General features: G+C 67.9%; 13 protein-coding genes. 10 read left to right on the top strand and 3 right to left on the bottom strand.

What is annotated here, in order from left to right; genetic code table 11:
* From VGG53_RS14990 to ribD, 9 genes are all read left to right on the top strand, one after another.
* The coding region (locus VGG53_RS14990) for a primosomal protein N' (protein WP_331518848.1) at positions 1–1,801 on the top strand (1,801 nt) is incomplete at its 5' end.
* A 136-nt stretch (positions 1,802–1,937) separates the two neighbouring features.
* A complete protein-coding gene (locus VGG53_RS14985) occupies positions 1,938–2,102 on the top strand; it encodes a hypothetical protein (protein ID WP_331518847.1) in 165 nt (54 codons plus the stop codon).
* Entirely contained in the window at positions 2,099–2,344 is a 246-nt protein-coding gene (locus VGG53_RS14980; protein WP_331518846.1) for a hypothetical protein, read from the top strand. The genes VGG53_RS14985 and VGG53_RS14980 overlap by 4 nt, the downstream gene beginning before the upstream one ends.
* 111 nt (positions 2,345–2,455) lie before the next feature.
* Positions 2,456–3,187: an LpqN/LpqT family lipoprotein gene (locus VGG53_RS14975; RefSeq protein ID WP_331518845.1), complete on the top strand. Its 732-nt coding sequence runs from the start codon at positions 2,456–2,458 to the stop codon at positions 3,185–3,187.
* An 87-nt stretch (positions 3,188–3,274) separates the two neighbouring features.
* Positions 3,275–5,230 carry an aconitate hydratase gene (locus VGG53_RS14970; RefSeq protein ID WP_331518844.1) on the top strand — a complete coding sequence of 652 codons (1,956 nt, stop codon included), beginning with the start codon at positions 3,275–3,277 and terminating at the stop codon, positions 5,228–5,230.
* A 22-nt stretch (positions 5,231–5,252) separates the two neighbouring features.
* Complete coding sequence (gene fmt / locus VGG53_RS14965) at positions 5,253–6,194, top strand: methionyl-tRNA formyltransferase (RefSeq protein WP_331518843.1); 942 nt, start codon at positions 5,253–5,255, stop codon at positions 6,192–6,194.
* Positions 6,191–7,615, top strand: a complete 1,425-nt coding sequence (locus VGG53_RS14960) for an RsmB/NOP family class I SAM-dependent RNA methyltransferase (RefSeq protein ID WP_414688975.1) — start codon at positions 6,191–6,193, stop codon at positions 7,613–7,615. The genes fmt and VGG53_RS14960 overlap by 4 nt, the downstream gene beginning before the upstream one ends.
* A 10-nt stretch (positions 7,616–7,625) precedes the next feature.
* The gene (gene rpe / locus VGG53_RS14955) at positions 7,626–8,315 is read left to right on the top strand and encodes a ribulose-phosphate 3-epimerase (RefSeq protein ID WP_331518842.1); all 690 of its coding nucleotides are present in this window, start codon (positions 7,626–7,628) and stop codon (positions 8,313–8,315) included.
* A gap of 43 nt (positions 8,316–8,358) precedes the next feature.
* Positions 8,359–9,351 carry a bifunctional diaminohydroxyphosphoribosylaminopyrimidine deaminase/5-amino-6-(5-phosphoribosylamino)uracil reductase RibD gene (gene ribD / locus VGG53_RS14950; protein ID WP_331518849.1) on the top strand — a complete coding sequence of 331 codons (993 nt, stop codon included), beginning with the start codon at positions 8,359–8,361 and terminating at the stop codon, positions 9,349–9,351.
* Here the strand turns inward: ribD and VGG53_RS14945 are convergent.
* Together VGG53_RS14945 and VGG53_RS14940 are read right to left on the bottom strand one after the other, a co-directional pair.
* Positions 9,348–10,895 carry an MFS transporter gene (locus VGG53_RS14945; RefSeq protein WP_331518841.1) on the bottom strand — a complete coding sequence of 516 codons (1,548 nt, stop codon included), beginning with the start codon at positions 10,893–10,895 and terminating at the stop codon, positions 9,348–9,350. The two genes, ribD and VGG53_RS14945, sit on opposite strands and share 4 nt — an antisense overlap.
* Positions 10,892–11,608 (bottom strand): LppX_LprAFG lipoprotein, encoded by a 717-nt coding sequence (locus VGG53_RS14940; protein ID WP_331518840.1) that lies wholly within the window; start codon positions 11,606–11,608, stop codon positions 10,892–10,894. Before VGG53_RS14940 ends, VGG53_RS14945 begins: the two co-directional genes overlap by 4 nt.
* 83 nt (positions 11,609–11,691) lie before the next feature.
* Here VGG53_RS14940 and VGG53_RS14935 point away from each other — a divergent pair, with 83 nt between their 5' ends.
* Positions 11,692–12,291 (top strand): riboflavin synthase, encoded by a 600-nt coding sequence (locus tag VGG53_RS14935; RefSeq protein ID WP_331518839.1) that lies wholly within the window; start codon positions 11,692–11,694, stop codon positions 12,289–12,291.
* Here the strand turns inward: VGG53_RS14935 and VGG53_RS14930 are convergent.
* The coding region (locus tag VGG53_RS14930) for an LLM class flavin-dependent oxidoreductase (protein WP_331518838.1) at positions 12,288–13,026 on the bottom strand (739 nt) is incomplete at its 5' end. The genes VGG53_RS14935 and VGG53_RS14930 overlap by 4 nt on opposite strands.

Genomic DNA, 13,026 nt, shown 5'->3' with positions numbered 1-13,026 from the left:
CGATCACGTCGGCAAGCTGGCCTGGCTGGACCGCGTGGTGTCGGCCGAGGCGGTGCTCACCCCGGAGGTCCGGCGGCTGGTCGACGCCGTCGCGGCGCGCTACGCCGGGACCCGCGCCGATGTGCTACGGCTGGCGGTCCCGCCGCGGCACGCGAAGGTGGAACGTGAAACCCCTACTGCGCCAATCCTTTCCGCTGTCGCCACCGTCGATGTGGCGGGGTGGGGGGCCTATGGCCGCGGCGGGCAGTTTCTGACGGCGCTGGCAGAATCGCGTGCCGCTCGTGCGGTATGGCAGGTGCTGCCCGGCGACGTGTGGGCCGACCGCTTTGCCGAGGCCGCCGCCCAGACGGTGCAAACCGGGCGCGCGGTGTTGGCCGTCGTCCCGGATCAGCGCGACGTGGACACCCTGTGGCGCGCCGCGACGGCGTTGCTCGACGAAGCCGGTGTGGTGGCGTTGTCGGCGGGGCTGGGTCCGGCCGCGCGCTACCGGCGCTGGCTGGCCGCGCTGCGGGGGAGCGCACGGCTGGTGATCGGCACCCGCAGCGCGGTGTTCGCGCCGGTGAGCGACCTGGGCCTGGTCATGGTGTGGGACGACGGCGACGACACGCTGGCCGAGCCGCGGGCCCCGTACCCGCATGCGCGGGAGGTGGCGATGCTGCGGGCCCATCAGATGCGTTGCGCCGCGCTGATCGGGGGATACTCCCGCACCGCCGAAGCCCACGCGCTGGTGCGCAGCGGATGGGCGCACGACCTGGTCGCCGCGCGGCCGGGGGTGCGCGCCCACGCCCCGCGGGTGGTGGCCCTCGACGACGGCGGATACGCCGACGAACGCGATCCGGCGGCGCGCACGGCCCGGTTGCCGTCGGTCGCGCTGCGCGCCGCCCGCTCGGCGCTGCAGGCCGACGCGCCGGTGCTCGTGCAGGTGCCGCGGCGCGGCTACGTTCCGTCGCTGGCGTGTGCCCGCTGCCGGGCGATTGCCCGCTGCCGGCATTGCACCGGCCCGCTGTCCCTGCACGACCGCGACGGGACGGCTCCGGCATGCCGCTGGTGCGGCCGCGCCGACGCCGCGCTGCGCTGTGCGCGCTGCGGATCGGACGCGGTGCGTGCCGTCGTGGTGGGTGCCCGGCGCACCGCCGAAGAATTGGGTCGCGCGTTCCCGGGTACGACGGTGATCACCTCGGCGGGCGAAGCGGTGGTGTCCGAGGTCGACGGTCACCCGGCTCTGGTGGTGGCCACGCCCGGCGCCGAACCGCGCGCGTCCGGCGGCTACGGGGCGGCCTTGTTGCTGGACAGCTGGGCGCTGCTGGGCCGTCAGGATCTGCGCGCGGCTGAGGACACCCTGCGGCGCTGGATGTCTGCCGCGGCATTGGTGCGGTCTCGCGACGACGGCGGGGTGGTGGCGGTGGTCGCCGACGCATCCGTACCAACTGTGCAGGCGCTGATCCGCTGGGACCCGGTCGGCCACGCAGAGGCCGAGGTGGCCGCTCGCACCGAAGTCGCATTGCCGCCGAGTGTGCACATGGCCGCGTTGGACGGCGCCGGTGAGGCAGTCGCGGCGTTGCTCGAAGAACTCCGACTGCCGGACAGCGCAGAACTGCTCGGTCCCGTGCCATTGCCGCCGGGTGCACGTCGCCCACCCGGCATTGCGGCCAACGCGCCGGTGAGCCGGATGCTGGTGCGGGTGAACCGCGAACAGGGTCTCGCATTGGCCGCGGAGTTGCAGCACGGCGTGGCCGTGGTCAGCGCCCGGCAAACCCACGAGCCGGTCCGGGTGCAGATCGACCCGCTGCAGATCGGTTAGGCGAGCGCTCAGGTTAGTGGACTGCGCGAACTGTGTCGGTGAGCGAGGTCCGCCATTTTCATGCGACGATGCGAATGCCGGCCGAGTTTCCGATGACGCCAACCGGTCTGCTTTCCCGTGTCGAGGGAGGTCAGCTATGGCAACAAGACCCACGGACACCGCCCGAATCGGGCGCTGTTTGATATTCGTGCGGGAGCATCTCCAGCAGGCCCGCGCCGCCGACGACGAGATCCGGGCCATGCAATGGGACGCCGTCATGGACCAGTTCATCGACTCCTGGCCACGGCTGCGGTCGGCATGATCATCGATCCCGTTCACTGCACCGAACTCGGCTGTGCCTGTCCGGGCAACCGCTGGTGGACGGGCTGGGTCGGGCCCCGGGAAATTCACATCGTCCCGATCGACGATCTGCGACCACATCACATCGAGGAGTGTGGCTGCGACCCACAGGTCACACTGCATGTCGCAGGCGATGGATACGCCTCGTGGCGGGTGACCCACAACGGCTTCGATCGCCGCGAGCTCACCGAGCAGGCAGGCTGATCAATGCGGCCGCCTAGTCCGCTCCAGTCCCTGGGTCACTCCGTCCAGATGGGGCTATGATTCGCCGACCCGTCGTCCCATCGCAGAGCCCGATCGACAGGAGCTAGTTGAATGAAGCGGACAGCAGCAGGCAGCGGTGCGGCGATCGCCATAGTCGCGGTAGCCATCGGCCTGGCGGGCTGTGGTTCCTCGCCGAGCAACAACAATGCGGCGGGCAAGAGCTCGACCGCGGCAACCTCGACGACCGCGGCGACCTCGGCAACCTCGGCAACCCCGCCCAAACCGCAGTCGAAGGTGGCGCCGCGCGTCACCGCTCAGGGCCCCAACCCGACCATCGCGAGCTATTTCCAGCAGAACAACATCACCGCGACTCCGGTCCACCGCGGCGACCCGGGCGCCCCCACCGTCAACTTCCCGATCCCCGACGGCTGGGCCGACGCCGGACCCGACACCCCGGCCACGGCGTACTGGGCCATCGTCGACAACGGTCCCGAAGCCGCCAAATACACCCCCAGCATCGTGGCGACGTTGTCCAAGCTCGACGGCGATGTAGACCCGCAGAAACTGATCGAGCTCGCCGGTGGCGCAACGAAAAACCTGCCCGGTTTCAAGCCGATGGGCGACGGAACCGAGGACAACATGGCCGGTTTTCCCGCCTTCCAGTTGGGCGGTACCTGGACGCAGGACGGCCAGACCAAGGCGGTTGCCGACAAAGTCGTCGTCATCAACGGCAACGACAACATCTACCTGCTGGAGTTCAATGCCGACTGCCTCGAAGACCAGGTCCAAAAGGCGTTGCCGGCGACGATCACCATCGACGAGAAGACGACGATCAACGTCTAGGTAGTTCCCGCCTCGCGACGTATGGGCGCTGGCATATCCGGGTAAGCAGCGATGACGGGAACTTTTCACCACGCTTAGGACTTCGCCATGCCTCTCAACGTCGCTCGCAAGTTGATCGAATCCCACCTGGAATCCGGCGAGATGACGCCGGGTGAAGAAATCGCCATCCACATCGACCAGACGCTGACCCAGGACGCGACGGGGACGCTGGTGATGCAGGAGTTGGAGGCACTCGGGCTCGATCAGGCGCGCACCGAGGTTAGCGTGCAGTACGTCGACCACAACCTGCTGCAGACCGACGAGAAGAACGCCGAGGATCACGAGTACCTGCGCACGGCCTCCCAGCGATTCGGGCTGTGGTTTTCCAAGCCCGGTAACGGGGTCTCGCATCCGACGCACATGCAGCGATTCGGAATTCCCGGCAAGACGATGGTGGGCTCGGATTCGCACACCCCGGCCGCGGGTTCGCTGGGCATGCTCGCGATCGGAGTGGGTGGGCTCGAGGTGGCGCTCGCCATTACCGGTCGGCCGCTACACATCCGGATGCCCGAGGTGTGGGGAGTAAAACTCGAAGGCGAACTGCCGGAATGGTGTTCGGCCAAGGACGTGATCCTGGAGATGTTGCGCCGTCACGACGTCAAGGGCGGCGTGAACCGGATCATCGAGTACTACGGACCGGGGCTGGGCAGCCTGACGGCGATGGACCGCCACGTCATCGCGAACATGGGAGCCGAACTTGGCGCCACCACAACGGTTTTCCCGAGCGACGAAATAGTCCGGGATTTCCTCCGAGCCGAGGACCGTGAGGACGACTGGGTCGAACTGGTCGCCGACGAGGGAGCCGACTATGACGTCGACGAGACCATCGACCTCTCGGACATCGAGCCGCTGATTGCCAAGCCGTCGTCGCCGGGAAACGTGGTGCCGGTGCGCGAAGTGGCCGGTGAGGAGATCGCCCAGGTCGTGATCGGATCCAGCGCCAATCCCGGCCTGCGCGATTTCGCGATTGCCGCCGCGATGGTGGCCGGACGCCAGACGGTGCCGGACGTCAGCTTCGACATCAACCCGACGTCGCGGGAGATCTTGACCGATCTCACCAAGATGGGCGCGACCACCGAACTGGTGATCGGCGGCGCCCGCATTCATCAGGCGGGGTGCATGGGATGCATCGGGATGGGCCAGGCGCCCGCGACCGGTCGCAACTCGCTGCGCACCATGCCACGAAACTTTCCCGGCCGCTCTGGCACCAAAGAGGATTCGGTTTGGTTGTGCTCACCGGAAACCGCTGCCGCATCGGCACTGACCGGGGTGATCACCGATCCGCGCGGCTGGGCGCGCGACGCCAAGATGGACTATCCGAAGCTCGATCTGCCACATCAGTCGGCCGTGAACACGGCGATGCTGGTGCCCCCGCTGGACGCCGAGGAGGCGCAGAAGATCGAGCCGGTCAAGGGGCCCAATGTGTCCAGCCTGCCGGAGCTCTCACCGCTGCCCGACGAGATCGAGGCCCCGGTGCTGCTCAAGGTCGGCGACAACATCTCCACCGACGAAATCTCACCGGCCGGCGCCCGGGCGCTGCCGTTTCGCTCCAACATTCCCAAGTTGGCGATGTTCAGCTTCACCCAGATCGACGAGTCGTATCCCGAGCGGGCCAAGAAGGCCGAAGGGACTGGTCACATCATCGTCGGCGGCGACAACTACGGTCAGGGTTCTTCGCGTGAGCACGCCGCGATCGCACCTCGCCATTTGGGACTTCAGGTTGTCATCGCCAAGTCGTTCGCCCGCATTCACTGGCAGAATCTCGCCAACTTCGGCGTGTTGGCGCTCGAGTTCGACGACGCCGACGACTACGACAACATCGAACAGGACGACACCCTGCGCATCGCCGGTGTACGCGACACGCTGGCCGACAGCGACACCCTGCAGGTCGACAATGTCACCAAGGATACGTCTTTTACTGTGCGACATCGCCTTTCGCCACGACAAGTCAAAGACGTGTTAGCGGGCGGACTGATCCCACGGCTGGCCGAAGACGAGCAATAGCCGGCCTTCCTACACTGGTCCGGTGCGTCTCGTCTTTGCCGGTACCCCCGAACCCGCGCTACCCGCCCTTCGGGCTCTGATCGACTCGCCGCGGCACGACGTGATCGCGGTGCTCAGCCGGCCAGACGCTGCCTCGGGCCGGCACGGCAGCCCGCAGCCGTCACCGGTAGCCCGGCTGGCTCTTGAGCAGGGCATCCCGGTGCTGCGGCCGGAGCGGCCGAACTCCGCGGAGTTCGTCGCCGAATTGTCGGAGTTGCGGCCCGACTGCTGTCCGGTGGTGGCCTTTGGAGCGCTGCTGCGTGACGAACTGCTGGCGGTCCCGGTGCGCGGCTGGGTCAACTTGCACTTTTCGCTGTTGCCCGCCTGGCGCGGCGCGGCCCCGGTGCAGGCCGCGATCGCGGCCGGGGACACCGTCACTGGTGCCACCACGTTCCAGATCGAATCCGGGTTGGACTCCGGGCCGGTCTACGGGGTGGTCACCGAGGCGGTGCGCCCGATCGACACCGCAGGGGATCTGCTTGAACGGCTGGCGATTTCGGGTGCGGCGTTGCTGTCGACCACCCTGGACGGCATCGCCGACGGGGCTCTGACGCCCATCCCGCAATCGTCCGACGGTGTCAGCATCGCACCGAAGATCACCGTCGAGCAGGCTCGGGTGCGGTGGGACCTTCCGGCAGACGTGGTCGAACGGCGTATCCGCGCCGTCACGCCCAATCCGGGAGCGTGGACCCTGATCGGCGACTTGCGAGTCAAACTCGGGCCGGTCTACATCGACACCGACGGTCAGAGCCTGCCAAATGCACTGTCGCCCGGCGATATTCACGTTGACCGCCGCAGCGTGCGGATCGGCACCGCGTCACAGGCGGTACGGCTCGGCCAACTGCAGCCGCCAGGCAAGAAGCTGATGAACGCCGTCGACTGGGCCAGGGGAGCCCGTCTCGAACCGTCCGCGCGAGCGTCATGACCCCGCCCCAGGACAGACCGCGTGGCAACCGGCCGGCCGCGCGCATCCCCCAGCGATCGGCGCGACCGCCGAGGCGCCGGCCGCTGGATCCGGCGAGGCAGGCCGCCTTCGATGTGCTCCGGGCGGTGAGCGAGCGTGGCGCCTATCCCAACCTGATGCTGCCAGTCCTGTTGCGCGAACGGGGGATCAGCGGCCGCGACGCGGCGTTCGCCACCGAGCTGACCTACGGCGGCGCGCGCGTCCGCGGTCTGCTCGACGCCGTCATCGGTGCGGCCGCTGACCGTTCGCCGGAGACCATCGACCCGATACTGCTCGACCTGCTGCGGCTGGGGACCTACCAACTGCTACGCACCCGCGTCGGCGCACATGCCGCCGTCTCGACCACCGTCGACCAAGCCGGAATCGAATTCGACTCTGCGCGTGCGGGATTCGTCAACGGCGTGCTGCGCACGATCAGCACCCGCGACGAACAGTCATGGGTCGACGAGCTGGCGCCCGACCGAGCTGCCGACCCGATCGGGCACGCCGCTTTCCTGCATGCCCACCCACGCTGGATCGCGCAGGCCTTCGTCGATGCGCTGGGCGCCTCCGCCGGTGAACTCGACGCCGCACTGGCCGCCGACGACGAGCGGCCTCAAGTGCACCTGGCCGCCCGGCCGGGCGTGTTGACCGCCGACGATTTGGCCGGTGCCGTGGATGGCACGGTGGGCCGGTATTCGCCGTATGCGGTTTATCTGCCCGCCGGTGACCCCGCGGACGTGCCCGCGGTGCGTGACGGCCAAGCGCTGGTTCAGGACGAAGGCAGCCAATTGGTCGCCCGTGCACTCGCTTTGGCGCCGGTCGCCGATGACGCCGGGCGGTGGCTAGACCTGTGCGCGGGCCCGGGCGGGAAAACCGCGCTGCTGGCCGCGCTGGCTGCCGGCTCGAGGGCCCGGGTCACCGCGGTGGAGCCCGCCGAACACCGCGCCGACATGGTCGTCCACAACACCCGCGGCCTTCCGGTCGAGGTGCTGCGGGTCGACGGACGCAGTACCGGGCTCGAGCCGGGTTTCGACCGGGTCCTGGTCGACGTGCCGTGCACCGGCCTGGGCGCTCTGCGGCGCCGGCCCGACGCGCGCTGGCGGCGTCAGCCCGCCGACGTCCCGGCGCTGACTCGGCTGCAGCGCGAATTGCTGGCCGCGGCGATCGCGCTGACCCGCCCCGGCGGCGTGGTCCTGTATGCGACCTGTTCGCCGCATTTGGCCGAAACGGTCGGCGTCGTCGGTGACGCGCTGCGCCGTCACCCGGTGACCGCGCTCGATACCCGCCCGTTGTTCGAGCCCGTGCCGAATCTGGGCGATGGCCCCTACGTTCAGCTGTGGCCGCATCGGCACGGCGCCGACGCCATGTTCGCCGCAGCCCTTGAGGTTGGCCCCCAGTAAGCTCACGTTCATGTCAGGCAAGACCGATCGGCCGCTGATCGCGCCATCGATACTGGCCGCCGATTTCGCTCGGCTGGCCGACCAGGCCGCCGCCGTTGAAGGCGCCGACTGGTTGCACGTCGACGTCATGGACGCGCACTTCGTGCCGAATCTCACGCTCGGGCTGCCGGTAGTGGAGAGCTTGTTGGCCGCCACTGACATTCCGATGGATTGCCACCTGATGATCGAGGATCCCGACCGCTGGGCGCCGCCGTACGCCGAAGCGGGCGCCTACAACGTCACTTTTCACGCCGAGGCCACCGACAATCCGATCGGCGTGGCCCGCGACATCCGCGCTGCCGGCGCCAAAGCGGGATTGAGCATCAAACCCGGCACCCTGCTGGACCCCTACTTGGACCTGCTCAAGGATTTCGACACGTTTCTGGTGATGTCGGTCGAGCCCGGTTTCGGCGGCCAGGATTTCATCCCCGAAGTGCTGGGCAAGGTGCGCGCGGTGCGCAAGCTCGTCGACTCCGGTGAGTTGACGATCCTGGTCGAAATCGACGGCGGCATCAACGCCGACACGATCGAGCAGGCCGCCGAGGCCGGTGTGGACTGCTTCGTCGCCGGATCGGCCGTCTACGGCGCCGACGACCCGGCCGCTGCGGTCCAGGCGTTGCGGCGACAGGCCGGTGCCGCGTCACCGCACCTCCGCCGATGAGCCGCCGGTGAGTACTGAGGCGGCCATCAACTATGACGCCGCCATGCGACTGGCCGTTGAGCAAGCCGATCTGGTCAAAGGAAAGACCTATCCGAACCCGCCGGTCGGCGCCGTCATCCTGGATCGGGACGGCCGAATCGTCGGTGTCGGCGGCACACAGCGGGCGGGCAGCGCCCATGCCGAGGTGGTGGCGCTGCGCCGGGCGGGTCGGCTGGCCGCCGGTGGCTCCGCGGTGTTGACCCTGGAGCCCTGCAACCACCACGGCAAAACCCCGCCGTGTGTGGACGCACTGCTCGAGGCCGGTATCGCGGCAGTGATCTACGCGATCAGCGACCCCAACCCGACCGCGGCCGGTGGGGCGTCGCGGCTGGCTGCCGCCGGGGTGCGCGTCGTCGGCGATGTGCACGCCGACCTGGTGACGGCCGGACCGCTTCGGGAATGGCTGCACAAGCAGCGCACCGGCTTGCCGCACGTGACGTGGAAGTATGCCACCAGCATCGATGGCCGGAGCGCGGCCGCGGACGGCTCAAGCCAGTGGATCACCAGCGAAGCCGCGCGTGCCGACGTGCACCGCCGACGGGCCACCGCCGACGCGGTCGTGGTGGGCACCGGCACGGTGCTCGTCGACGACCCGTCGTTGACCGCCCGCTTGGCCGATGGTGGGCTCGCTGACCGCCAGCCGATGCGGGTGGTCGTCGGTATGCGCGACATACCTTCGGAGGCAAAGGTTCTCAACGACGACTCACGCACCATGGTGATTCGTACGCACGAGCCGGCCGAGGTGCTCAAGGCGCTGTCCGATCGCACCGACGTGCTGCTCGAAGGCGGCCCCACGCTGGCGGGGGCATTCCTGCGGGCCGGCACGATCGACCGCATCCTGGCCTACGTGGCGCCGATCCTGCTCGGCGGACCGATCACCGCTGTCGACGACGTCGGGGTGCCTAGCATCGCCCGGGCGTTGCGCTGGCGCTACGACGGCATCGAACGGGTTGGCCCGGATTTGGTGCTGAGCTTGGTGCCGAGGCTGGACCGCTAGACGCGGGGTGCGACGGGCTCCGACTCCAGAGCATGGGGCTCGTCGGCAACTACGTTCCTGCTGCCGATCAACAGGCCCAACAGCGCACCCACGACACACACCACCACGGTGACTTTGAAGATCTCCCCGTACATTCCGGCGAACGCTTGGCGATACATGGTGGCCTGGTGCAAGAGTCGCTCGGTAAGGCTGGCGTTCGCCGGAACCTCCGACGCCAACTTGGCGACAAGTTGCGGCAACCGGTAGAAGCCCCACGCGCTGAGCGAGGCCACCCCGATCAGCATGCCCGTCATGCGCGCGACCACCACAGCCGCCGAGGCGATGCCGTGCTGTGCCGACGGCACCACCCGCAAGCTGGCGGATGTCAGCGGCGCGATCACCAGACCCAACCCAATGCCGGCAATTGCCAGATCGGTGTGTAACGCGGGCAGCGACAGTCCAAAGATGTTGTGGTGCACGCTCAATAGGTCGATCGACCACTTCGAGATCAGCCAGTAGCCACTGGCGGCGATCAACAGTCCCACGAAGGCCACCGCTCGGTCGCCCACTCTGGTCGCGATCCCTCCGCCTACGAGTGCGCCGATCGGCAGCGCTGCCAGGAACCACAGCAACATCAGGGCGGCGTTGTTCTGGTCTTTGCCGAGCACGCCTTGGGCGAACAGTTCGACGTCGACCAGCGTCACCATCAACGCGGCACCGGCGCACAACGAGGCGCCGAGCGCGGACAGGAACGGCCGGAAGTGCACCCCGGCGGGTTCGATCAGCTTGGTCCGAGCGAACCGTTCCCACATGCCGAAAACAACTGCGACGACAACCGCTGCGACGATGAGCGGCGGGCCGTAGCTGGGCAGCGCCTGCTTGCCGTCGGGATTGGCGTTATATAGCCCGACGACCGCCAAACCCAGGGTGATCGCCAGCAACAGCCCGCCGATCACGTCGATCTTCTCCGGCTCTGCGCTGCGGTCATGCGACGGCAGGCTGAACTGAATCATCACCATGGCGGCCAGCGCCAACGGCACATTGATCCAGAACACGTCCTGCCAGCGACTGGTCAGCCAGACGATGAAGATTCCGTAGAGCGGGCCGAGCACGCTGCCGAGTTCCTGCGCCGCACCGATCCCGCCGAGTATTCCTGCGCGGTTGCGCTGGGCCCAGAGGTCCGCGCCCAGTGCGAGCGTCACCGGCAGCAGGGCGCCGCTGGCCACGCCCTGGATGGTGCGGCCGACCACCAGCACATCCAGGTTGGTGGACAGCGCCGTGATCACCGAGCCGACCAGGAACGCGGCCAGGCTGACTTGCAGCAGCAGTTTGCGGCCGAATCGGTCGGATGCCCGGCCCAGCAGCGGCATCGCGGCGATGTATCCCAGCAGATACCAGGTGATGATCGGGGTGATGCGCTGCAGGTGGTTAACCGGGATCCCGATGGTGCCGATGATGTCGCGCATGATCGTGACCACGACGTAGGTGTCGAGGGCGCCGAGCAGCACGGCGAGGCTGCCGGCGCTGATCGCGATGCCGCGCCCTGCGTGGTGCGGTGCCGTCACGGGGCTACAGGGGGTTTGGTCACCTGCACCGGCGCGTTCCAGTTCGACAGCGTCAGCTGAAGAGAATTGCCCTGGCTCTGCTCCAACTGGACCTGCACCAACTGGTGGTCACCGTTTTCCTCGATCCACACGGTCGCGGGCAACGGCTGAGTGGCTTGCAGCCGGGGCATGATGCCGTTCACGGCGTCGGCGGAGACGCTGCCGGTGATCTTGATGGTGGCCTGGCCCTTGACGGTTTCCCGCGACTGAGATTTCGGGTTACTGAGGTTGGTCAGCACGTTGGCCAGACCGACGTCGGGTTTGAGGATGGTGGACGGGTCGTAGAGGTCGGCGGCCTTGCCAAAGCTGTCCCATTGGCCGGGGGTCAGCGCTCCGTACAAGGTTCCGTCGACAACCACGAACGGTGCGTCGATGTCGGAACCGCCGAAAGTGATGTTCGCGTTGCCCTGAGCTGCAGTTGTCGGTGTAGTCGTCAGGTCACCGGTCAGGGACTTGACCGGAAGGCCCTTGATCTTGCCGTTCACCGACAGGTCCAAGTGCACGCTCGTGACGTTTTTGGTGGCCTGCGTGGACTCCTTGACCAGGGTGGCCGCGTCCGGCAGCGAGCTGCTGGATTGTTTCGAGGACGACGAGCAGCCGCTGACCAGAGCGGAGGCGATCGAGAGGGCGGCGAGAACGGCGAGGATTGGGCGACGCGTCTGCATATCTTGCATCGTAAGGGTCCGGCTGACTCGGCCGTGACGCGGAAGGTGACTGCGACGTCGCGCGGGAGAGTCAAACTCATTAGCCTGAGGCGGTGTTCACCGGCATCGTTGAGGAGTTGGGTGAGGTCGTCGGCAAGGCTGACCTGGGCGATTCCGCTCGCTTTACTATCCAGGGTCCCGTGGTCACCGCCGACGCCGGTCACGGTGACTCGATCGCCGTCAACGGCGTGTGCCTGACGGTCGTCGAAGTGTTGCCGGGCGGCCAGTTCACCGCCGACGTGATGGGCGAGACGCTGAGCCGGTCCAGCCTGGGTCGGCTGGCCGCAGGCAGCCCGGTCAACCTCGAGCGTGCCGCGGCCGTCAACAGTCGGCTCGGCGGACACATCGTGCAAGGCCATGTGGACGGCATCGGACAGATTTTGACCCGCTCACCTTCCGAGCACTGGGAGGTGGTCCGCATCGGTCTGCCCGCCGAGCTGGCCCGCTATGTAGTGGAAAAGGGCTCGATCACCGTTGACGGCATTTCGCTCACGGTCTCCGCACTCGGCGATGACTGGTTTGAGGTATCCCTGATTCCAACCACTCGCGAGCTGACCACGCTGGGCCCGGCTCCGGCCGGCACGCCGGTGAACCTCGAAGTCGACGTCATCGCGAAATACGTTGAGCGGCTGCTCGATACGCAGAGGTCTTAGGACAGCGACTTATCCATTCCTCCGCGCCACCGCGCGATTACCTGGCTGGCGAAGTCAAGCAGCTGGTCAAGGGTGGCGAACATCGCGAAGGCGTCCACGATCGCCTCGTCAGCACCGGACCCGGCGAGGCGCTCGAGCTTGCCGGCAACCGAGTCAACCGACGTGCCCGGTTCGAGGTTGATCCGCATGGCCGTCTTCAGCGCATCAGGATCGCGGCCGGCGTCCTGCGCCGCACGGCGCGCAATCGACCACAGGTGGTCGGTGACCTCGTCCTGCAGCCCCTCGACCCCGAGCCAGCCGGTGCCGCTGCGGCCGACCCGGCGCATCGCGGCCTCGCTGGCACCGCCGATCCAGATGGGCGGACCGCCGGCCTGGACCGGGCGCAGGTCGGCATGGACAGCCGGCAGGGAGAAGAACTCGCTGTTCCAGGACACCGGGGTGGTCGTCCACCATTCGTGCAGGAACGCCAGCAGGTCATCGAGCATCTGCCCGCGCCGGCGCCAGTCAGCGCTGCGGGCGATGTCGTGTTCGTCCTTCATCCATCCGATTCCCACGCCAACGTCAAGGCGGCCGTCGCTGAGCACGTCGAGCGTGGTCAGCAGCCGGGCCAGGTGCGGCGGCTCGTAGTAGAACGTGCTGAGCGTGCTGGCGTTCAGCCGCACCCGGCTGGTCGCCGTCGCGGCGACCGTCCACAGCAGCACCGGATCGAGGTAACGGGTCATCTGCGGCGGGTAC

Origin of the sequence: Mycobacterium sp. (assembly GCF_036490025.1) — a bacterium.
Classification (GTDB): domain Bacteria; phylum Actinomycetota; class Actinomycetes; order Mycobacteriales; family Mycobacteriaceae; genus Mycobacterium.
The sequence above is the reverse complement of the archived record's forward strand: the minus strand, read 5'-3'. Positions and strand labels throughout refer to the sequence as shown.